This is a genomic window from Saccharibacillus endophyticus (genome assembly GCF_013185185.1).
GTDB lineage: Bacteria > Bacillota > Bacilli > Paenibacillales > Paenibacillaceae > Saccharibacillus > Saccharibacillus endophyticus.
Map to the genome: position 1 here is coordinate 889,928 of NZ_JAAZWE010000001.1, position 21,251 is coordinate 911,178.

Sequence of the window (21,251 nt, forward strand, 5' to 3'; positions counted from 1 at the left end):
TCTCAATTTGTAATGGCTGGAACCGTTGCACGTCTTTGCCACTGTGGTTGATTGTAACTCGTTGGAGTCTTTTGTGCAAAATTCCAAATGGCCTATTTTCCTTTCTTTGTAAAGGATTTAAGAAAATACGCAAGGAGGAAAATGTGGATGTCGAATCTTTCCGATACATTGTTGGAGGAGGTCTGGAAACGACTTTGCTCCATTTACGCGCGCGAACGGCAGCGTCTGGATGAAATTACAGAATGGAGCCCTCTTCAAGCCGGCGTCTTCAATTATTTGAAGATCAGCCGCCTGACGCCGAAATGGGGCAAGACTCCGTATCGCTTATCGATTGACGTATATGAACCTTTTTCATGGAGCGATAGTTCTTACAAGTTCGAGCTTGACCCCTATATCGAAGACATCACCGAAGAAATGCTGCATGATGAATTTTGGCCTGCTTTATTGAAAAAAGTAAACGAGCTGCGTTTGTCGGATGAGATGGGACCGCGCTTTTTCGATTATCGGTTTGAGCTTGTCGCGGATTTTCAAAGGGAATCTCCTGCCTCATCATCCAAGCTAACTGCTGCATTGATCGATGAAGCCAAACTCGCCGGATTAAAAGAAACGTTGGCGCATTTTATTCAAACGAAAGTCTTATCCGAGTCTCCTGCGCGTCCGAAAAGCAAAGATTATTTCTTTTTTTCCCGACTGCTCGTGAATCCCGATCTGCTGCCGGAAGAAAAACGTGCTCCCGATCCGCAAAAGCTTGAAACGCTGTCGCTTAGCCTCAGCCGCAAACTCAAAGAAAATCCCGAGCGTCTGGCCGAATGGAAGCGCGAGTATGCCCATGCGCTAAAAGGATGGGCCGAAGAGCAATTTTTGCCGCTTTATTTCGATGAGACGAACGAGTATCCGCTGCGCTTCCGCGTCAAGCCCAGCATCGAACAGCCGACACTCCATTCGGACGCCTTGGACTTTTTCCTCTATGCGGCGCTTCAGGCAGGCCGCGACGATCCACAGCTTCGATTGTCCTATCTTCGTTACGCGTCCGATCTGGGTTCAGATACGGCAGCGCGTTATTTGAAAACCGGAAGCGGCAATATGGAAAGTTCGCGCAAAGGCAGTGGTTTTCAAGGCAAAGCGAATGACGTGCTTCAGACCATCGAATTGAAACTAAACATCGAAAAAGAGCAAGCATATCTGGAAGCTCTGAATTATCTGTGCGACCTAATGCGCCAGGGATTCCCAAAAGCCTACGCCTTGAAGCTGAAAAGCACCGAAAAGCAGTGGCTGCCGCTTAAAAAGCTCGCCAAGTCGCCCCTGCATCGATTTTTCGCCAATGCGCTGCAATACCCGGCACTGTTCCCGGTAATCGCCGAATACGCGGATTTGGTCATGGAAGAGTTCGCCTGGTACGGAGATGTCGAAGCAGGCGAAAAGTCGGTAATGCCGGGCACCTACGCGGTGCTTGGGCTCGGACTGCATAGCGAGGATTACGATTCGCTGCTGGTTCGGTACATGCAGCTTGTCGATACCGAGCACCAATCGGCGCATGACGAGTATGCGGGCCTATTCGCTTCCGTAAGAGGGGTAAATGAACGTACGTTACCGATCTTGATTTCGATTGTGCTTGGCGGCGGTCAGAGTGCGCGGCCGATTAAGGAAACGCTGATCGATACGCCTGTGCTGGCCCGCCGGTTATCCGCGCAGCTTCTTCCGCTGGAAGATCATGAACGGGAGCTTGTGATCTATCGATTGTTCGGAGGTTGGGACAAGTTGGCGCGCACCATGAAGAAGGCCGAACCGGATATGGCGTCGGCGCTTGAGTCGGTCACACTTGTTAAAGGACGGGCATAGAATGAAAAAAAGAACGTTAATAACTATAGCCTGCATGCTGCTTCTTATGCTACTGGTGTCCCTCCCGGCTCCTTCGCAAAGCTCCGCTTTCGAAATCGATGCCGCAACCAAGCAAAGACTTGCCGAACAATACGGTCTGGATGAACCGTCAGAAGCGGAACCGCCTTTTTATGCCGATTTCGGAAGCACCATACCCTATGCATCCGGATATATCGACGACTCGGGTATTTATTTTGACGATTTGCGCGGAGTTGCGCATATGCTCGGCGTTTTCTCCATAATAGGGCATGCGCCTCTGCCGACCTGCACTCGGAATTTCATTTGGTTTCTCTCAAACGTCTCGGAAAGCTAACCATATCGAGCAAAGAAAGGCTGTCCCCGTCGCCGAATGCAGCGGGAACAGCCTTTCTTCAGCTTATGAACGAGAGCCGTCTGCCCGTTCTGCTCCATTCGATTCTTCCGCGCCCGCCTTCGCATTGCCCATAAAAGCAATCGCGACAGCCGCCAAAGCAATCGGGATCAGCGCGAACAGGAACATCGAAGTAATCGAGTCGGACATGGCGTTCACGATCTTGTCCAGAATATCCGGCGGGATCTGCGAGCGCACGTCGGACTGGAACACGCTGCGAAGATCTCCCCCCGCGAAACCTCCCGCTTCCTGTCCGGCAAAAGCATCCTTCAAACGGCTTGCCAACACGCTGCTTTGAATCGCGCCGAAGATCGTAATGCCGAGCGTCATGCCGAACGAACGCAGGAACGAGTTGGTCGAGTTCGCCGTTCCCCGGTACTGAGGCTCCAAATTGTGCATCGAAGCCGTCGGCAGCATGGAGAAAGAGAATCCGACGCCGAAACCGGCCAGAACCATATAGATCGTAAGCAGGACGCGCGAAGTATCCGGCGACATAAAGGCCAGCAGCGCCATCCCGGCGAAGAACGAAATCACGGATACGGTCATCAGGCGGCGGAACGGAATTTTAGTTTGGAAAATACCGCCGAGCGCGCTGCCCGCTACCGAGCCCAGCATCATCGGAGTCAGGATCAATCCCGCATTGGTCGCCGAACCGCCGTAAACGGCCTGCACGAACAGCGGAATATAGACCGTAAGAATGATAAACGTCGCGCCGTACAGGAAAGCCAACACCTGCGACGAGGCAAATAATCGGCGCTTGAACAGCCAGAACGGCAGAATCGGATCAACCGCCTTGCGTTCTGCGAGCACGAAAGCGATAAAGAATACGGCAAAGGCTGCAAAGAGCCCCAGAATCGCGATCGAATTCCAAGCGTAACCGTCCGAGCCGCCCAGCTCCAGCGCGAACATCAGTGCCACGATCGCCACCACCAGCGTGACCGCGCCCACCCAGTCGATCTGCTGCTTGCGATGCACGGCCGACTCTTTGTAAAAGCCGATGATGAAGAACAAAGCCAGCACGCCCAGCGGCACATTCACGTAGAAGACCCAGTGCCAGCTGATTGCTTCCGTAATATAAGCACCGAGCAGCGGTCCCAGCACGCTCGACAGACCGAATACCGCGCCGAGCATCCCGGTCATTTTACCGCGCTTCTCGGGCGGAAACGTGTCGAAGATGATCGTGAAAGCGATCGGCATCAGCGCTCCGCCGCCGATTCCTTGAATCGCGCGGAACAAGCTAAGCTGCGTCATCGTTTGGGCCAGTCCGCAAAGCGCGGAACCCAGCAGGAACACGATCAATCCGAACACGAAAAATCGCTTGCGCCCGTACATATCCGACAATTTGCCGAAGATCGGCATCCCTGCCATCGTAGCGACCATGTACGCGGACGTGACCCAAACGAATTGATCCAATCCTCCGAGATCCGCGACAATGGTGCCCATCGCCGTCGCAACGATCGTATTGTCCATCGCCGCCATCAAGATGCTGAGCAGCAGTCCCGCGACCACCCATTTCGTATTTGCTTGATTACTCATTGTGCGCACCAACCTTTGTTGTCTTAAATTCTTTTCAAGACTAAATGACCCGTTGGTCATTGTCAAGAATTTTTTATGTCAGATTAGGCATATTGGAATTTAGATTCGAGTAAACGCATCATTACACCCTTTTTGAGAGGAGTTTTATTTTGAATCGTTTGGATCGGGAGAACGAACATTCGTCTTCTGAATGCGTCAGCGGTAAGGCATGGCATTGGCCGGATTCATTTTGGGAGCATTCAGCGTATGTGTTCCTTTCATTTCCTGAATATTGATCGTTACTGACGAGAATACCGGCGACCTTGGCGCATAGACCGCCATCACGATACTTTCGCTTCCGGTGGCTTTTGCGTGCTCGATCGTCGGATTGACGCTTTCCTTCATTGCGGTACCCAGTTCGCGCGGAGCTAAATTCGCGCTCGCGGGCATTTGTTTGAACGCGTTGGCGATGCCCGTTTCCGGAGCATTCGGTTTGATTTCTTCTGTCATTTTGTTTTCGCCATAGCTTTCTCAATAACCTAAGAAGCCTGTAGAAGGCTTCTTAGGTTATTGAGAAAGTTACGTTTGAGAGGGAAGCCGTAAGGCTCTGAGAGAAATTCGTTTCGGTCGCGTGTTGAAATGGAGAAAAGGAATCAAATTTCAGAGGAATTTTCTCCACTTCAAAGGCGATCGCTATCGCTCCTACACTGAATTTCTCTCTCCGCCTTCTAGCTTCCAGCTACGTTTGATTTTCTCGACCTTTTGAGAAGCTTAGAGCAGGCTTCTTTTTACTAAGAAAACTATTTTATCAAGGAGCGGCCGAAACGATTTCGATCCCGTCGACGAACGCCGTATTATCTCCGTTCGTCGAAGTGGCGACGAAGCGGACTTCGCGGCTGCCGGCCGTCACGGAGAACGGTTCGGTTCGGAACGGTTCGAATCGGGCGGACGCCGGCGTGAAAGAACCGACTTTGTTCGTTCCGACGTAAACATCGAACTTTTGGATCCCCGGATAGCCGGAGCGCTGGGAAGCCTGAAATTGGATGCGGTACGAACCGGCCGCGAAATCGGCCGTTTGCTTGAATGTGCCGCTTCCGGACGAATCGGTTTTCAGGTAAGCGGTTTGAACGCCTTCCGGCGCGTCGGGCGCGTAAAACGGCTTGCCGTTGCGCTGGATGCCCGAATGGTTGTCGAACGTCCAACCTCCTGCGGTAAAGTTGAATTTCGCGCCGCTGACGACCGGGTCTTCGAAACCGCCATTGGTCAACGCGGTTTCGCCGCCCGGCGTTTCCGGCGTATCCTTGCCGGTCGGCGCGATCGCGACGGAATCGATGAACGCGGCGTTGTCTCCCTGCGTTTTCGTCGCGGAGAAGCGGATCGCGTGCTTGCCTTCGCTCGCGTCGAAAGCGTCGGTGGTATACGAGGCGTACGCGCTTTGCGTAATGTTGTAGGAACCGATCTTCGTATCGTCGAACCAGATATCGAAGGTCTGATCCCCGTAACCCGCGCGCTTGGCCGCTTCGAACGTCAGCTCGTAGCGTCCCGCCGGGAAGTAGACCGACTGGCTGAACTCGCCCGCGACGCCGTTGGTCGTTTTGAGATAACCGCTCTGCTTGCCTTCCGGCGCGGCAGGAGGCTGGAACGGGCTTGTATTCGCCTGCACGCCGGATTCCGGTTTGAACGACCAACCGTTATTCATCGGGCCGCCGGACGCTCCCGTGGTCGCCGGGCGCTCGAAGCCCGCGTTGATCACGGTCACGACCGGATATTCATCCGGCACGACGGAGCTGGTATAGCCGCGTTTTTCGAAACCCGGAGCCGGATCGCCGCCGAACGTCGCGTCGTTCAACGTCGCGCCTCCGGTCAACGTTTTGTACACGAAACGCCCGTCCGCGCCGTAGGCGACGCTTTGCGTGCCGGAAAACGTAATCTGATCGCCTTCGTAGCCCGCGAACTTATAACCGTCCGGTCCCGAAGCAAGGCTTCTCGTCCGGTACAGCGAAGACGAAACAGCCGAATTTTGCACACCCGGCGCAATCGCGATCGCTTTAATCGTTTGCGTCGTGCCTTCCGGCAAAATGATCGGTCCGCCGTACAGCGACGAAGAAGCCGTAGGCGTGCTGCCGTTGGTCGTATACCGGATTTGCGCGTTCGGCGTCCCGCTTTCTAGCTTCACCGCTTCGGACGACGGATATAATCCGTGCTTTAAGCTGAAGCTCGGCGCTTCCGCCCGTCCGGCTTCGCTTTTCGGCGTAACTTTGACCAGCGCGATGCCGTAGGCTTTCGGATCGGCGGCGCTTTGCGCTTTGACCGCGACCCACTTTTCGCTTGCGATCGCCGGAGCGGTATATACGCCCGCCGAACTGACCGTGCCGTTATTTTGGCCTGCTACGCTCCAAGTGACGCCCCCGCTGCCGTCGATCACTTCCGCGTTCAGCGTGACGCTTTCTCCGCCTTTTACGTACGGATCGACCGGAGTCACCGAGACCTGGGTATCCGGTTCTTCGGTCGTGTAGATCGCGAAGGAATAATCCGTTTCGGACGAATTATCCTGGAAAGCGCTGCTTGCCTGGAACGTTCCCGATACGGCCGGAACCGTCGCGTTGCCTTCCAGCGCGATGTCGTCGGTGTACGCATGCTTGTAGAACGTTTTATTGATCGCGGTATCGCCGAAATCGAAGGTCAGGTTTTTCGCTGCGCCGCCTTTGCTTTCGACCAGCACCGCGTAATCGCCTTCGCCCGTTTTGAACGCGGCGGCGCGGATGTCGTCCGCGTCGGTTTGCGCCGCAATCACTTCGCTATGCTCCGGGATATACCGGCTGAGCAGCGAAGCGGCGTAGAACGTGCGATTCGGCTTCAGCCCGAGCACGTTGGAATCCCACATCGTGTACGCGCCGTTCACGTCGCCGAGCGGATCGGCCGTCCAGGTTCCCGTCATCTGCCACACCAGCGCGGAACTTGCGCCGGAATTGGCCGCTTGGATCACGTTGTTCGCGAATCCCGCGTCCCAGCCGCTGATATCGTCGTACCGCCAGCCGAACTCGGTCAGGTGAACCGGCTTGCCTCCGGCTGCATCGGTACGCTGCTGGATCGCGCCGCCGAGCGTGTCGTAGCCCGCGCCGTATACATGGAAACTGTACGCGTCGAAATGCTCGCCCGCGTTTTGCTCCATGTAAGCGGTCCAGGCGGGAGCGTCGACTTCTTCCGGTCCCCAAATTTCGATCCGGTCCCTCAGCCCGTCCGTTTGAAGCTGCTGGCTGACTTTGGCGACCATCTGCGCGTAATACGCTTTCTGGTCGCCCGGCGCTTCGAAGTCCCAGCTGCCGTTCGGTTCGTTATAAAACGTTAAGTATTTGACGTTATCGTAACCGCGTTCGTCCAGCAGCTCGCCGAGCAGCGCCGACGCGGAACGTCCGTAAGCGTCGAGATCGGCCGGGGCGCTCGTCGTCGGTTCCTGCCCCGGAATGCCGAACCAGGATTGGGCTTTGCTGCCGACTTTCCAGCCGAAATTCAGCTCCACTTCGGTTCCGGCTTCCTTAAACGCGTCCAAATAAGCGTAAAAAGCTTTCATTTCGTCGCTGTCCCACGTGTACTGCCCTTTTTGCGGCTCCATCCAATCGATCTGGAACCAGACTCTGGCGACTTTGGGCTGCGCCGTCAAAATGCGTTTGCGGTCGACTTCCCAATGCGCGTCGGAGTAGCCGAAGCTTTGCGTTTGCGACATCAGCGACTGGGGCATCAGGTTAACGCCGACGCCCAGGAAATTCTGCTGGATGATTTGATCCGGATCGATCTCGATCGTTCGGGCGGCTGCCGCCGATACCGGATCGGGCTTCATTCCGACAGGAAGGGCGAGCGACAGGCCGAGCAGGATTCCCAAAGCGGAACGTCCGAACGAACGCGCGCGAAGCGACTTTCTTTTCTGCATATTCTCTCTCCTTTTAATCGAATTCGCCGTTCATGATAACAGATTTCCTCCTCTCGTGTTTATGCTATCGCAATGTAAGCGTTAACAACTTGAAAGATCCCACGAATCACTTGAAAAATTTTTCATCTTAATCATCGCTTGCCAAAAAGCCGTTCCGGATAACGCTGCCGGAACGGCTGTTCAGATCCAAATAGCGGCTTAGAGAGCCTTCACCGCGCCCCCGTCCACCAACAGCGCTTGTCCCGTCGCGTACGTATTGGCGAACGATCCGTAGAACGCTACGACGCGGCCGAATTCGTCGGGTTGGCCCAGGCGGCCTAGCGGAATCGAGCGTTCGCTGGCTTGACGGACTTCGTCCAGGGATCGGCCTGTTTTTTTCGCATTGGCTTCGTCCAGCTCCTGAATACGATCCGTGGCGATTCGGCCGGGGGCTACGGTGTTGATTAGAATGCCGTCAGGCGCTAGTTCGGTCGCCAGCGTCTTCGTGAGCGCATGAACGCCTGCACGAAAGACGTTCGACAGGATGAGGCCGTCTATAGGCTGTTTGATCGAGGCGGACGTCAGATTGACGATTCGACCGCCGCCTGCTTTACGCATATAAGGCAAAGCTTCGCGGATCATGCGGATCGTACCGAGCAGGTTCAATTCATAAGCGGCTTGCCAGTCGCTGTCCGACATTTCGTCGAAACGTCCTCCTTTGGGGCCTCCGGCATTACAAACCAATACATCCAGACCGCCAAAACGCTCAGCTGCTTCGCGAATGGCGCGCTGCACGTCGTCCGCTTTTCCCGCGTCCATCGCTACCGTCGAAACTTCGACGCCCGTTGCTTCTCCGATCACGCGCTTCGCCTCCGACAATCGTTCCTCGCTCCGACTGGCAATCGTGACGTTGGCGCCTTCGCGTGCGAATTCCAGCGCCGAGGCGCGCCCGAGACCTTTACTTGCCGCAGCCACGAACACCGATTTTCCTTTGAGTCCCAAATCCATTTTCTAACCTCCTTATTTCCTCTTCTTGCTTCTTCTATTATACCCAACTTCGAACGCGGTCAGCGTGCTTGCCTTTTCTTCTTGGCTAGGGCGTGTCTTCAAATCTGCTTCTATCGAGGTTTGAAGACACGCCCTAGCGAACGAGCGAAAATCTTGGTAGGATAATGACACGAAAGGAGCGATGAACATGGATCTGGGTTCCAACATCCGTACCATACGCAAACGCAAAGGCATTACCATCGCTTCGATTTGCGCTGCTACGGGCCTATCGCAAGGGTTCATGAGCCAGGTGGAAAACGATAAAACGTCGCCGTCCATTGCCACGCTCGAACAGATTGCCCAAGCTTTGGATGTGCCTTTGGCTTATTTGTTATTGAAAAAGGAAGAACGGATGCAAGTCGTCCGCAAAGAAGAACGACGCCGGACATCAGGAGGAACGGAGCAGGTCGATATCTCGCATATCGGGCGTACGCCGCATCTGCGCATGACATTGATCGATCTGGCTCCCGGCGCCTCGTCAGGCGATACTCCCCATGCCCACGAAGGCGAAGAAATTCATATGATTGTCAGCGGATCGGTCACGGCGCAGCAAGGCGAAGACGTCTATGATTTGCACGAGGGCGATACCTTCAGTTGGAATGCCTGCGTTCCGCACCGGGTCTGGAATGATAGCGACAAACCCGCCGTCGTGCTGATCGCGGTGTATACGGATTCCAAGCGGGACGCTGAACCGATCTGAGTTTCTCTTTTGTTGATTTCCCCTATATGTACCTCAGCTATGATTTTTTTAAAAAAGCCGTTCCGCCGGCATCTTTCGATTGGCGAGAACGGCTTTTTTGCGTTATTTTTCAAACGTATAAAAATCACTTAACGACGTCCGATCAGCATCTTTCCTGGTTGGAAAACGACGGAATAACCCAGTTTGTACAGCTCCGCATAGGGACGCAATGGATCCCTAGTTGACTCCAATCCGCGATACCTCGGCCATTGCAGATAGTAAGACAGCCAGTAATCGCAGCCGATCGAGTAATAGGCTTCGCTCAAAATTTCGACCGTTTCGTTAAAGTCCGTATGTGCGGAAATGACATCAGTCAGCGTTTCGTAAATGATACTCCCCAGATTGTCTTCTGCCTCAAAATTAGTAAAGATCGGAGCGATGTGTCCCGGCGCAAGCACCTCGATCACCGAAATATTCGTAAGCGTCCGTGCTGCCTGCTGCGATTGCTCGGGGTCAGCCGCGAATAATCGCAGCAAACCCTCGATCAGTGCGCCGCCAAGCACTTGAATATGCTCTTGGGTGGCGTCATTCCGACCTCCGTTAAAATAACCCGGAACTGCTTCTCCTTCGAACTCCGAAACATCCAACATCTCGTAAATCGGACGGATACGAGCTAGTAGCGTTTCTCCGTACTCCAGAGGTTCAAATACTTTTTCTACAACTTGTCCTTCCGGCATAAATGACTGAAAATATCCATACAATTCATCTTCCGTCACACCACCTTGTGCGTAAGGCTCTTCTCCGATCAGGCTCAGTACGTACAACCCATATTCCTGCTGATTCATTAGGTCCCTCTCTTTCTTTGCGAAAGTTCGACATATCCTAAGCAGAAGGGTTATCGATTGATTCCTCTGTCGATAAGCGTATCTTTTTCTTAAACGGCGGAAGTTCCAAATTCGTTCCGGCTCTCCACAACCATTCGAACGGTCCGTAGAGGAAACGGCGGAGCCAATAATGACTGACGATCATCTGCAAAGCGAAGAAGGCGATCCCGATCGGTACCACGGCCGCCATAGGTAGGCTTCCGATCACGCCGAGCGAAGCAAAGATTCCTTCGCCGGATGCCTTGAACAAAGTAACAAATACGAGCGATTGCATCAGATAATTCGTAAACGCCATTCGCCCTACGGCCCGGAACGGCTCCAGCAATCGCGCGGTACGCGAGCCTTCGCTTCCGGCCAATCCGATGATCAACAGCACGGCACCGATCGTCACGGCAAAGCAAGCCGCCGGATGCAGCGTCGTGATCCAGTTATTGTTCCACTCGCTGCTGTACAAATACTTGCCTGTCCAGCCAAGCAGCAGAAGCAGCGCACCCAGCGAAGAAGCCAAGATCGGATGCTTCGGCAGCCGGGTGAACAGCCCGCTGCGGTACGCGTACATACCGAACAAGAAGAAGGTCAAATGCTCGACCGCCAATACCAACTCGCCGAAGCCGGTAGACAAGTAGCGGCTGGAGAAAAAGGCTTCCTGGTTCGGAATCAGCGCAACACCGCTGTAGAGCAAGGAAGCTGGCGATACCGTCTGAAGCGCGGAAGAAAGTCCTTCTCCCATGACCGTTTGAATTTCATACGCCGTAACCAGGAACAAGACAATCCCCGACAGCAGCAAAACAGGTTTCGGCATCCACAGGAACAGCATCAGCATAAAGCCGTCCAGCGCGTACATAAACAGAATATCGCCGTTCCAGACCGCAAATACATGCAGCGATCCGAATAGCAATAGCATCAGCATTCGGCGCAGCAGCATCGGATACGGTCTCCGGCCTTTGCGGACGGCCGCGTCGAAGATCAGCATCATGCTGATTCCGAACATAAACGAAAACAGCGGACGGGCACTGTTACCAAATAACACGTCAATCGCTTTCCACAAAAAATTGCCGATGATATCGCCCTCATCAAGCGAAGCACCGGTCAAATGAGAGAGATTGCACATAAATATAGCAAACAAAGCGATGCCGCGAAGCTGATCAAGTACATTAATGCGTCCATTCGGCGTACCTGCTGCCGCTTTCAAATGAAGATCGGATGCCGCCTCGGGCGTCGTCATGGGAAGATCAAACCTTTCTCTGTCAAAGACCGCCGAGCGGCCAATGGGTGATGTAGAATTACCTTTTCCCATTGTAGAGTCGGCAAGCCGGCGACTCCTCCTTCGAAAAATACAATTGAATGACAAGTTTGTTACGCCTTCAGGCATGTCTGTCCATTTGCCGATCGTTATTTATCTACCAACGCCGACAGTTCTCCGCTGAATACCTTTTCGTTTTTTCCGTTATACGTAGATAAAAGAACCGTAACGATTCCGCTGCGCCGCTTCTCTTTAAGATCAATAACTTCCGCTTCCACGCGCAGCTCGTCATCCGGGTAAACGGGTTTGATAAAACGAATATCATTCATCGACGTGCCCGCTACGACCTCTTCCCCGTACGCTCCCGTCTCGACCCACAACTTGAACGATACCGCCATGGTCTGGATGCCGGAAGCGATAATGCCGCGGAAGCGTCCAGCTGCGGCCTTTTCCTCATCCAGATGCATGTATTGCGGGTCGTACGCAGAAGCGAATTCAATGATGCTTTCTTTACTTAACGTGATTGAGGCCGTTTTAAAAACATGTCCGAGCGTAAATTCTTCAAATTTCATAACAAGCTACCTCCGAGTCGATGGATTTCGTTAAAGATACAAAGTGAAGCAACGGAAAAAAAGCCGTTCCGCAGGGAAACGGCCATGGCTTGATCTTTGCGTCTGCCGATGTCGCCGTATATGTATTATCATACGCGCGAAAACGCCAAGCAAACAACCCTAACGTTCATTGCCTTTTTACAAGCCCAACGAAATATACTTCACTTCCAAATACTCTTCGATCCCGTAACGCCCGCCTTCGCGTCCTACGCCGCTTTCCTTGAAGCCCCCGAACGGAGCTTGAGCCGTGGACGGCAGCGGATCGTTCAAGCCGATGATTCCGAATTCAAGCCGCTCGGCAATCTGTACGGCTTCGCTGATCTGTTCGGTAAATACATAAGCGGCCAGACCGTAGGGGCTGCCGTTCGCCCGTTCGATTGCTTCATCGATCGTACGGAACGTCGTTACGGGAGCAAGCGGGCCGAAAGTCTCTTCGCTCATGCAGACCATATCGTCCGTTACATCGGCAAGCAGCGTGGGCTGCACGAAGTGACCGTTGCCCAAATCAGTGACGCGTTCGCCTCCGACAAGCACGCGAGCTCCTTTGGAACGGGCATCTTCGATCTGTGCCAGCACTTTATCCACCGCCGCGGCATTGATCAATGGGCCGATATCCGTTTCTTCATCCAATCCGTTACCGACTTTAAGCTCCGCTACTTTGTCCGCGGCAAGCTGAACGAATCGATCCGCTACGCTCTCATGCACGTAGATCCGATTCGTACAGACGCAGGTCTGCCCGCCGTTGCGGAATTTGGAAGCGATCATGCCGTCTACGGCTTTGCGCAGGTCGGCATGTTCGGTCACGATAAACGGCGCATGGCCGCCAAGTTCGAGTGATAGCTTTTTCATGGTGTCGGCGGCGCCTTTCATCAGTTCTTTGCCGATCCGGGTCGACCCGGTAAAAGACAATTTGCGCACGCGCGCGTCCCGCTGCCAAACGCCTCCGATTTCGCCGGGAACGCCTGTGACGATATTGATGACTCCTGCCGGAATGCCTGCTTCTTCCGCCAGTTCCGCCAGACGCAAAGCGGTAAACGGCGTTTCTTCCGACGGCTTGATCACGACCGTGCAGCCCGCCGCCAAAGCGGGGGCTGCTTTGCGAGTGATCATCGAAGCCGGAAAATTCCACGGTGTGATGAGGGCGGCTACCCCGACGGGCTGCTTGGTTACCCAGATTCGTTTGTTTGCCGAAGAGGCTGGGATCGTTTCTCCGTACACCCGCTTGCCTTCTTCGGCATACCATTGGATAAAGCTGTTGGCATAATCGATCTCGCCTGCGGCTTCTTGCAGCGGTTTGCCTTGCTCCAGCGTCATGATCTCGGCAAGTTCTTCCCGATGCTCCGCGATCAACGCGTGCCACTTGAGCAGCAGTGTGCTGCGTTCGTTTGCAGGTAGAGCCGACCATTTCGAAAAAGCTTGATATGCCGCATCGACCGCTGCTTGCGCATCCGCTTCCGTGGCTTGGGCGATATGCCCGATCCGCTCTCCGTTCGCGGGATTGCGTACTTCCATATGTTCGTTCGTGTCTCTCCACGAGCTTCCGATCCGTAACTTTCCTTGCTTATTCACTGGGCATCCGTCCCTTCGTCGGTACTGAAAAGCTTGCTGAAAATAGGCTGACGCAAGCGGGCTCCGGCAGGTGTCTGCCGAACCCTTTCTTTATTAGTATACCCCAACGAAGTAACAGACCCACCCGCGGATCAAAAGCGATCGGCTTTTTCGGAACTCGCGCACGTCGATCAAACGCCGCGCCGGGTCGGTATGCGCACTTGGCTTGCGTCCGACGCCTCCGGCGCTTCGAAAGACAAGTCCACTTCCAACTCCGAAGCGGAATCCGTGCGCACCACCGACCAGACGGTATCCGCGTCCAACAGTTCTTCCAAATGCAACACGCCTCGCAGTTCGGGCCGGGCAAGCAGCGTTTCGGCAGTATAAGCAGCAACGCGTGCGGTCATATCCGACTGGCGGATCCCGCGAATCGTGCATCCGGATGCAGCAGAACGGCCGTTACTGCGACCGTAGGCAACGACACGAACCGCAAACTGCTCGCTGCCCGCATGTAACGCTCCAGCGAGTTTGACCGATAGAGCGCGCATCGGCGGCCAACGCAGCAGCCGGAAGACTCCCAAACGACGCAATCCGGCAGCCGCCCGAGCAATACCGTTCACATCAAAACCAAGCCGCGTCGATACATCGGATACGCCGAGCGTGCCGGGCAAAGTTCGCTGATCCGAAAACGGAAAACGATAAACCCGTTTCCGGCCAAGTTTACCGCCGAATTCAGCTGTAATCCCGTTGGTCATCGAACGGACTTTGCGCAGCCGATCCGCTTCCGCGACTTCGAAATCCGCTCCCATGGAATCAATGGTCCATTCTATAGCGGCTTTGCCATGATGTTCGCCAAGACCCAACATCAACGAAATCTCGATTCGATCCGTATCATCCAATGCGGCGGCCGCTTTGGCGGCAAGAAGATTGGTCAACCCCGGTGCCAGCCCTACGCTGAGGACCGCAGCAGCTTTAGGCGAAGGAATGCTTAGTCTGCCGGCTTTCAGCAGAAAATCGACTTTTGCCGTTATATCCATGTAATGCGTGCCTTCTTCCAGACACTGCTCAACAAGACCGGGTTCATCCTGATCGAGACACATCACGATCAAAGCGATGGAGGACAGATCCTTTTTGGGGGCATCCGAGCCTACAGCCCATTGCATAGGCTTGACGAGGCCACCCGTTTCTTTTGAAAAGCGCTGCGCGGACTCAAGGCTGCGCCCAGCCGCATATACATGTCCGGGGAATCGTTTTGCCAGCTGCAGGGATAGGGTCCGCCCTACGCTTCCGTATCCGCCGATGATTACAATATCCGTTTTCCCAGGCGATAAAGCTGCGCTATAGGATCGTTGAATATGATTCATGCTTCTCTCTCCTCCTTTTTGAACGCCAACCAACCGTCTATCAAAAACGCCCCGAAATATCGCTCCGCATGGCGGAATCCGCATTCTTCCAATAGCTGCTCGACTACCGAAGACGGAATCGGGTCGGATTGGGGTCCGAGCGAAGTCGCAAAGCGAAGCCAATCTTCTTCCGTAATTCCCTGGCTCAGCATATGGGTCCGCCAGGCCTCCATCACGATCGGATAAGCGGTAGAGTCAAAATCGGCATTCAACGAGGCAAACAGCAGCGGCGCGCCCGGCTTCAACCGATCGGCGATGGCTTGCAGATGCTGCTTTTTCGCTTCGATTCCGCGCACGAAATGTATGACAAGCATACAAGCTGCCGCATCGTACTCCCGCGTATCGAGTGATAAGAATTCGTCTCCAGCAAGTTCAGAGCGCTCTTCGCTCCGTTCTTTCAACTCGCCAAGCACCAGTTGAGTGCGCGCAGCGATCCGACTTGCCTCAATTCGCCGACGCGCTCGCTCCAGCATGACCGGAGAAGGGTCGACTCCCGTGAACGTCCACTGGGGTTCCGCAGCTCCGAATGTCTCCAACTCCTGACCGCCGCCCGCACCTGCGATCAGCAGATGAGCGTCATAACCTTTCCCCTGATGTGTTGGATCAAGAGCAGCTCCAAGCAGTTTGACGCCCATTTCGTATAAATTCGCATATCCGGGAATTTTAGCGGCAATCGTCTCCGGATACTGCGAAGCATGAGGATGATTCCATTTCATGTTCACTCCGGCTTGCTGTTCGTTTATCGTCATCTTGCTTCCTCCTTCAAGCCCGTTTAAGGCTCCCTCTCTTTGTCGGGCTTCCGATCCTGATCGTATTCCGATCGATTTCGTCTCATGCCGTCTCGCTTATCCAAAGCTGCAAGCAGCAGCATTGAAAAACCCCATCGGAATAACGGATAATGAAGGTAGCAGCTCCGAACTCTTTTCTATTATTTCGAAAGTCGGATGCGATGCCCATCCCAGAAATCAGGGGGAATTGCAAGGAGGAAGGGTATGGAACAGCAAATCAGCCGCTTATCGGGCAAACTGCACCGGGTTGCGGACAAATTGCCCTCCCCGCGCGCTTATCGCAGCGCTTGCCTGTCCCTTTTGGTCGGAGCCGTGCCGTTTGACGGCGCTTGCTTTACCGGAATAGACGGGCATACCGGATTGAGTACCGGTTCAGTTACCGACGACGTCGTCGAGGCGATTCATCCTCGCCTGTTCGACTACGAATATCGCGGCGAAGACGTCAATCGCTACGATGCTTTATCCAAGGCGGAAGTACCCGCCGCTTCACTCGTTCTGGCTTGCGGCGGACAGCCCGAGATCAGTACGCGTTACCGCGAGATCTTGTTCCCGGCCGGATTCGGGGATGAACTGCGCGCCGTTCTGACCGCACGCGGTCGGCGCTGCGGACATCTGTCGCTGCTCCGCAAAGAAAATCGTCCTCCCTTCACGGAGGACGATGTGCGCCTCGTGGCGGCGCTGCTGCCGCAAATGGCGGCTTATCTGCGGCAATCCTCGTTTTCCGAAGAAGACACGGAAAACGAGTCCGGGCAGCCGCTTCCCCTTCCGCACGAATCCGGCGTCTTCGTGCTGGCGGACGATCTGCGGCTGCTGGCCGCGAATCCCTCGGCCGAAGACTGGCTCGCCGTGCTGCGCGGCGCCGAGCAGATCGGACCGGACGTCACGCCGCGTCCGGTCCGCGCGGTTTGTACCCGCGCCCTATCGCCGTCTGCGCAGGACGGCGATCACGCCGCAGGTGCCGCACGGGTCTGCGTTCCCGTGCCCGGCGGCGTCTACGTCGGCATCCGCGCCAGCCGGATGCAAAGCACGGACGGCGAAGTCCAGCTCGCCGTCACCGTCGAGCGCGCCAGGCCCGTCGACATTTTGCCGGTCCTGGCCGAAAGCTTCGGCCTGACCGAGCGCGAACGCGAAGTCGTGGACCGCATCGTTCAAGGTCTCTCCGGTAAAGAAGCCGCGCTGTCGCTGCATATGTCGGAGTATACGCTTCAAGATCACTTGAAGTCCGTATTCCGCAAAACGGGAACCAAAAGCCGACGAGAGCTGGTCTGGCGGTTATATTCGCGGTTCAGCTGAACGCTCGGACAAGTCGCCGCTTTGCTCGGCGAATGCGCATAACGAAAAGCCCTGCCGTCTCGCAAGATCGCGAAGATAAGCTGGGCTTTTCGCAGTGCGTGTGTTTCTGTCCATCAACTTCACGGCATCTTTTTATCTTTAGCTTTTCTTCTAGCAGCTTGACCCATCTTAATCAGACAGGCCTAACCTTACATTTAACTTGCTCAAGGTACTGGCTTCGATTGTTGACTTTTTGAACACATTTTTGCTCATTTTAATCTTACCGCAAATACATCGAAGCCAACTCCGCCGACCGGCGATTCGCGGCTTCGATCTCCGCCCTTCTCGGCATCGGCGCCCATTCCGAAGTATCGTCCAGCCACGTCTCGGGCAGATCTTCCGGGCTTTCCGGTCCCCAACGCGCCAACCATTCTTCCGGCAAACGCAAACGGGGATCGGCATCGATCTTTTGCAGCAGCGGATGGCCGCTCATTTCCATCCATAGCAGCGCCCAGGCCCTCGGCACGACGCGCCAAATGTCATATCCGCCACCGCCCAGCGCTACCCAGCGTCCGTTGCAATGCGTATGGGCGGCTTCATGCAGCATCTTCGGCATTCGGCGATAAATGTCCATGGAGCAATGCACGTGCGCGAGCGGATCAAGGGCATGCGCGTCGCATCCGTGCTGGCTGATAATGATATCCGGTTTCGCTTTGTGCAGCACGTCGTCCAACACGTTTCCGAAGCACTCCAACCACGAAGCATCTTCCGTATACGGCTCCATCGGCAGATTGACCGTGCAGCCGAATCCTTCGCCTTCGCCGCGCTGCTCCACCAACCCCGTGCCCGGGAAAAGGTATTTCCCCGTCTCGTGAATCGAGTACGTATAGACGTTCGGATCGCTGTAAAAAGACATCTCTACGCCATCGCCGTGATGCACGTCCGTATCGACGTACAACACCCGCGCTCCGTATTCTTTTCGAATAAAAGAAATAGCGACGGAAGCGTCATTGTACACGCAAAATCCGGAACCGCGCTGCGGCATCGCATGATGAAGACCGCCGGCCAGATTAATGGCATGACGCGCATCGCCGTCCATCACCAGCTTCGCCGCGCCGACCGTAGCCGCCGCGATGATCTCCGCACTCTGATGCATCCCCGGGAAAAACGGCGTATCTTCCGTATCCAAACCGTATTTTTGCGCTTCGCCGATTTTTCGCCCATCCGGACGCAGCGCGCTCAATGCTTTGACGCTTTCCACGTATTCCGGCACGTGGACGGCATGCAGCAGCGCTTCGTCCAGATGATTGACGGATACGATTTCGGACTTGTTCGGAAAAGCGTTCGCCGATCGCAGCAAATCCCGCGTCAACGTGATCCGGTGTTGATCGAACGGATGATCTTTGTCGAATACGTAATTCAAAAAATGCGGGTGAAACATATATACGGCATCCTGCATGCTGCGGCTCCTTTCTTCGCGGGAAGTCAAAATGCGCGTCACGCCTGTCGGTTCTTTTCCGCTTCGTTTGTTCAGTACATGAACCGCTGCCGGAAACGCAGTCGGTCGAACGCTTCCGCTGAAGCCTGCGGCACGTTCTTTCCTACGCGAACCATCAAGCAATTGGCAGGATGGCTGCAAATTTCGGGATCATCCGTAGCGAACCAGACCATATCGACGTTCTTCATCAGGTTTTCCATCATCTTTCGGTAATCCCATACGCTCAAGCCCGTACTGTCCAGATCCCAGTGCCAATAGTACTCCGTGGTGAATACGATCGCATTGTCGAGCTGTTCGCCGCGGAAAGCGATTTCCAGCAGTTTTTTGCTGATTCCCCGGCTCCTGTAATCGTTTGCAACTTCGATCGCGCCCAGCTCGACCAGATCATCCATATTCCCTTCCGACCACAGTTCATATTCATCGGGATAATGGAACGTCACGTAGCCGACCACGACATCTTCTTCCAATGCGGCGATGATTCGTCCTTCCGGCAGTTCCGCGATTTCGACAAGCGCTTCATGCTGCTCGCTCGGGCGGCGAAACGCGTCAAGCTGCGGATGCAGCGTAAGCTTTCGCAATTGCTCGGACGGCATCGGACCTTGAATCACCAGTTTTCTGTCGCCTTCGCCGATCGTTTCTTCGTGAAACACTTTGATATGCTCCATGCGGCCTCCTTTTCCCGAAACGGCATGTATTTGAAAAAGGCGGCCAAAACGACCCTGGGCATGCCTTCAAACTGGGCGACGTCCATCTTTTGTCGCCGAGGTTTGAAGACAAGCCCTAACGACGCTTACGCGCGGACGGCCCACTTCTTCTTCGTTTATCATAGCTGTTTTTCGCGGTGAACACCAATCTTCGGGAAACGACAACAAGCCTATGAAAAAGCGGCAGAGTCCGAACAACGAATCTGTTCGGCTCTGCCGCCAATATGGGCTGTCCAACGAAATATCAAACTTCATTCCGCATAGAAAGGTTTGTTTACTGCGCCGCCCGCCAAGTATCGAACTGCTTTTTATACTCTTCCACGACTGTATCCAGTCCGGCTGCTTTCATATTCTGGATCGCGCTCGCAAAACCGCTCTCGTAAGGCACCACGCCATACATCAACGGTAAAATGCTCGTCTGAAGCTCGGCCACGCTATTGGCGTAAGCGCTGGCGACCGGGGTCGGATCGAAACTGAATCCGATCGTGACGCTGTTGATCGCGTCGTCGGCTACGGTCGTTCTGCGCTTTAGGCGCCCCGGATCGATCGTCGACGAGTAACGGTTCATTTCCACGTTGCCGAGCAGCCAAGTGGATAGCTCATACTTGGGTCCGCCTGCATCGGTAAAAGCCAACGTCTCTTTTTTGTTCTTGCCTTCGTCTTTCCAATGCGTACCTTCGATGCCGCTCTGCACGAGATCGAAGTTTTCTTGGCTGGAGAACACCCAGTTCAGGAATTGCACGCCCGCTTCCGGATTCGGAGACGTCGCCGATACGCCGTTAGAGTTACGGATCGCGTAGGAACGGAATTTTTGCTGCTCGTTCAGGAAATAGATATTCACTTCCGCGCCCGGGAACGTCTCGCGGATTTTATCGTCGATCCCCACGTCGCCCGGACGGTATAAATAGCGGCCCGCCAGTTCTTCTTTGTTGAGCACTTCGCTCGGCGTGGTCAGCACGTCTTTGAGGATCAAGTTTCGGGAATAGGCTTCGTTCATGTATTGTACGTCTTTTTTGAACTCGTCGGTTTCCAGCCATGACTTCACGCTGCCGTCTTGGTCGACGTAGATCAGGTTGTCGATGACCGCGAACGGATACGTCTCGTAAGTCGTATGCAGGAACGTCGCCGGTTCGCCCAGCAGCTTGATATAGACGTTTTTGTTATCCTGCGGCCAGTTTTTTTGAAAAGTCTCCGCAATATTCAGCAGGTCTTCCGGCGACTTGGGCGCATCCAGATTATTTTTCTCCAAAAGATCGCTACGCAGCGTCACCATGCCGTCGTTAAATGCCGTATCGAGCCAGAAGTTGGGGATATAGGTGATTTCGCCGTTGATTTTGGCCGAGTCCCAGATCCAGTCGGGCATCGACGCTTTCAGCTGCGGCCCGTATTCGTCCAGCAGCTTGTCGATCGGCAGCAGCGCACCATTGCCGGCCAGAACGTTCGGTCCTTTGATATCGTGCATGATCGTGATCAGCTCGAATTCCTCGCCCGTGGACATCATCAGATTGGTTTTCTGATCCCACGCGTCGCCCGGAATGTACGTCGGCTGATAATCCAGGTTCAGACCGTCCGCTTCGAGCTTTTCGTTGATGGCTTTTACGACGGTGTCGAGGTCTTCCGGCGCGTTGCCGGGCAGCAAATAACGCACCGGCAGTTTGCCTGACGTCCCTCCGCTTCCTCCGTTCGCGTTCGAACTTTCGCCGCCGCCCGAACAACCGGCCAGCATGCCGAGCGCCAAGATCGACGCCAGTCCCATTTTCGCTTTCCGCTTCCATGTCTTCATTTCGGATATCCCCTCTCGATCTGAATTGATGCGTCGTCCCAAGCGTAACCGGAGGGGTGTGCGCGAATATACTGCAATAATAAGCAAAGCCTCAATTTAAACAAGAATATGCCGCATATTG

General features: G+C 54.6%; 16 protein-coding genes. 3 read left to right on the forward strand and 13 right to left on the reverse strand.

Annotation, left to right across the window (positions count from 1 at the left end; genetic code table 11):
* Positions 1 to 147: 147 nt before the first annotated feature.
* The gene (locus tag HRQ63_RS04015) at positions 148 to 1,839 is read left to right on the forward strand and encodes a DUF6138 family protein (protein ID WP_172239423.1); all 1,692 of its coding nucleotides are present in this window, start codon (positions 148 to 150) and stop codon (positions 1,837 to 1,839) included.
* Between the two features lie 415 nt (positions 1,840 to 2,254).
* Here HRQ63_RS04015 and HRQ63_RS04020 read toward each other — a convergent pair whose 3' ends face one another.
* The 4 genes from HRQ63_RS04020 to HRQ63_RS04035 form a co-directional block, all read right to left on the reverse strand.
* On the reverse strand, positions 2,255 to 3,784 hold the full coding sequence (locus tag HRQ63_RS04020; protein ID WP_172239426.1) for an MDR family MFS transporter: 1,530 nt from the start codon (positions 3,782 to 3,784) through the stop codon (positions 2,255 to 2,257).
* A 195-nt stretch (positions 3,785 to 3,979) separates the two neighbouring features.
* Complete coding sequence (locus HRQ63_RS04025; RefSeq protein WP_172239429.1) at positions 3,980 to 4,273, reverse strand: hypothetical protein; 294 nt, start codon at positions 4,271 to 4,273, stop codon at positions 3,980 to 3,982.
* Between the two features lie 298 nt (positions 4,274 to 4,571).
* Entirely contained in the window at positions 4,572 to 7,691 is a 3,120-nt protein-coding gene (locus HRQ63_RS04030) for a chitobiase/beta-hexosaminidase C-terminal domain-containing protein (protein WP_172239461.1), read from the reverse strand.
* Between the two features lie 198 nt (positions 7,692 to 7,889).
* The gene (locus tag HRQ63_RS04035; RefSeq protein WP_172239464.1) at positions 7,890 to 8,678 is read right to left on the reverse strand and encodes an SDR family oxidoreductase; all 789 of its coding nucleotides are present in this window, start codon (positions 8,676 to 8,678) and stop codon (positions 7,890 to 7,892) included.
* 187 nt (positions 8,679 to 8,865) lie between these two features.
* On the opposite strand from HRQ63_RS04035, the gene HRQ63_RS04040 reads away from it, so the two are divergent.
* Positions 8,866 to 9,417: a helix-turn-helix domain-containing protein gene (locus HRQ63_RS04040; protein ID WP_037288985.1), complete on the forward strand. Its 552-nt coding sequence runs from the start codon at positions 8,866 to 8,868 to the stop codon at positions 9,415 to 9,417.
* Positions 9,418 to 9,545: 128 nt separating this feature from the next.
* Here the strand turns inward: HRQ63_RS04040 and HRQ63_RS04045 are convergent, their stop codons facing one another.
* The 6 genes from HRQ63_RS04045 to HRQ63_RS04070 all read right to left on the reverse strand — a co-directional run bounded on the left by HRQ63_RS04045 (position 9,546) and on the right by HRQ63_RS04070 (position 15,834).
* The gene (locus HRQ63_RS04045) at positions 9,546 to 10,241 is read right to left on the reverse strand and encodes a hypothetical protein (RefSeq protein ID WP_172239467.1); all 696 of its coding nucleotides are present in this window, start codon (positions 10,239 to 10,241) and stop codon (positions 9,546 to 9,548) included.
* A 37-nt stretch (positions 10,242 to 10,278) separates the two neighbouring features.
* A complete protein-coding gene (locus tag HRQ63_RS04050; RefSeq protein ID WP_172239470.1) occupies positions 10,279 to 11,505 on the reverse strand; it encodes a DUF418 domain-containing protein in 1,227 nt (408 codons plus the stop codon).
* A 167-nt stretch (positions 11,506 to 11,672) separates the two neighbouring features.
* The gene (locus HRQ63_RS04055) at positions 11,673 to 12,095 is read right to left on the reverse strand and encodes a MaoC family dehydratase (RefSeq protein ID WP_172239473.1); all 423 of its coding nucleotides are present in this window, start codon (positions 12,093 to 12,095) and stop codon (positions 11,673 to 11,675) included.
* Positions 12,096 to 12,272: 177 nt separating this feature from the next.
* The gene (locus HRQ63_RS04060; protein ID WP_172239476.1) at positions 12,273 to 13,703 is read right to left on the reverse strand and encodes an NAD-dependent succinate-semialdehyde dehydrogenase; all 1,431 of its coding nucleotides are present in this window, start codon (positions 13,701 to 13,703) and stop codon (positions 12,273 to 12,275) included.
* Positions 13,704 to 13,873: 170 nt separating this feature from the next.
* A complete protein-coding gene (locus HRQ63_RS04065) occupies positions 13,874 to 15,046 on the reverse strand; it encodes a saccharopine dehydrogenase NADP-binding domain-containing protein (RefSeq protein ID WP_172239479.1) in 1,173 nt (390 codons plus the stop codon).
* On the reverse strand, positions 15,043 to 15,834 hold the full coding sequence (locus HRQ63_RS04070; protein WP_172239482.1) for a class I SAM-dependent methyltransferase: 792 nt from the start codon (positions 15,832 to 15,834) through the stop codon (positions 15,043 to 15,045). Before HRQ63_RS04070 ends, HRQ63_RS04065 begins: the two co-directional genes overlap by 4 nt.
* A 243-nt stretch (positions 15,835 to 16,077) precedes the next feature.
* On the opposite strand from HRQ63_RS04070, the gene HRQ63_RS04075 reads away from it, so the two are divergent.
* Positions 16,078 to 17,166: a helix-turn-helix transcriptional regulator gene (locus HRQ63_RS04075; RefSeq protein WP_172239485.1), complete on the forward strand. Its 1,089-nt coding sequence runs from the start codon at positions 16,078 to 16,080 to the stop codon at positions 17,164 to 17,166.
* Between the two features lie 259 nt (positions 17,167 to 17,425).
* Here the strand turns inward: HRQ63_RS04075 and HRQ63_RS04080 are convergent, their stop codons facing one another.
* From HRQ63_RS04080 to HRQ63_RS04090, 3 genes are all read right to left on the reverse strand, one after another.
* Positions 17,426 to 18,604, reverse strand: coding sequence for an acetoin utilization protein AcuC (locus HRQ63_RS04080; RefSeq protein WP_172239488.1), 1,179 nt, complete (start codon positions 18,602 to 18,604; stop codon positions 17,426 to 17,428).
* 71 nt (positions 18,605 to 18,675) lie between these two features.
* On the reverse strand, positions 18,676 to 19,308 hold the full coding sequence (locus HRQ63_RS04085; protein WP_172239491.1) for a GNAT family N-acetyltransferase: 633 nt from the start codon (positions 19,306 to 19,308) through the stop codon (positions 18,676 to 18,678).
* Between the two features lie 313 nt (positions 19,309 to 19,621).
* Positions 19,622 to 21,130 (reverse strand): extracellular solute-binding protein, encoded by a 1,509-nt coding sequence (locus HRQ63_RS04090; RefSeq protein WP_172239494.1) that lies wholly within the window; start codon positions 21,128 to 21,130, stop codon positions 19,622 to 19,624.
* Positions 21,131 to 21,251: the final 121 nt, after the last annotated feature.

Excerpts from the sequence above, each read along its gene's own strand:
- HRQ63_RS04015 (WP_172239423.1), top strand. The coding sequence starts at position 148 with ATGTCGAATCTTTCCGATACATTGTTGGAGGAGGTCTGGAAACGACTT.
- HRQ63_RS04040 (WP_037288985.1), top strand. The coding sequence starts at position 8,866 with ATGGATCTGGGTTCCAACATCCGTACCATACGCAAACGCAAAGGCATT.
- HRQ63_RS04020 (WP_172239426.1), bottom strand. The coding sequence starts at position 3,784 with ATGAGTAATCAAGCAAATACGAAATGGGTGGTCGCGGGACTGCTGCTC.
- HRQ63_RS04090 (WP_172239494.1), bottom strand. The coding sequence starts at position 21,130 with ATGAAGACATGGAAGCGGAAAGCGAAAATGGGACTGGCGTCGATCTTG.
- HRQ63_RS04025 (WP_172239429.1), bottom strand. The coding sequence starts at position 4,273 with ATGACAGAAGAAATCAAACCGAATGCTCCGGAAACGGGCATCGCCAAC.
- HRQ63_RS04080 (WP_172239488.1), bottom strand. The coding sequence starts at position 18,604 with ATGCAGGATGCCGTATATATGTTTCACCCGCATTTTTTGAATTACGTA.
- HRQ63_RS04055 (WP_172239473.1), bottom strand. The coding sequence starts at position 12,095 with ATGAAATTTGAAGAATTTACGCTCGGACATGTTTTTAAAACGGCCTCA.
- HRQ63_RS04035 (WP_172239464.1), bottom strand. The coding sequence starts at position 8,678 with ATGGATTTGGGACTCAAAGGAAAATCGGTGTTCGTGGCTGCGGCAAGT.
- HRQ63_RS04045 (WP_172239467.1), bottom strand. The coding sequence starts at position 10,241 with ATGAATCAGCAGGAATATGGGTTGTACGTACTGAGCCTGATCGGAGAA.
- HRQ63_RS04070 (WP_172239482.1), bottom strand. The coding sequence starts at position 15,834 with ATGACGATAAACGAACAGCAAGCCGGAGTGAACATGAAATGGAATCAT.
- HRQ63_RS04030 (WP_172239461.1), bottom strand. The coding sequence starts at position 7,691 with ATGCAGAAAAGAAAGTCGCTTCGCGCGCGTTCGTTCGGACGTTCCGCT.
- HRQ63_RS04065 (WP_172239479.1), bottom strand. The coding sequence starts at position 15,046 with ATGAATCATATTCAACGATCCTATAGCGCAGCTTTATCGCCTGGGAAA.
- HRQ63_RS04085 (WP_172239491.1), bottom strand. The coding sequence starts at position 19,308 with ATGGAGCATATCAAAGTGTTTCACGAAGAAACGATCGGCGAAGGCGAC.
- HRQ63_RS04075 (WP_172239485.1), top strand. The coding sequence starts at position 16,078 with ATGGAACAGCAAATCAGCCGCTTATCGGGCAAACTGCACCGGGTTGCG.
- HRQ63_RS04050 (WP_172239470.1), bottom strand. The coding sequence starts at position 11,505 with ATGACGACGCCCGAGGCGGCATCCGATCTTCATTTGAAAGCGGCAGCA.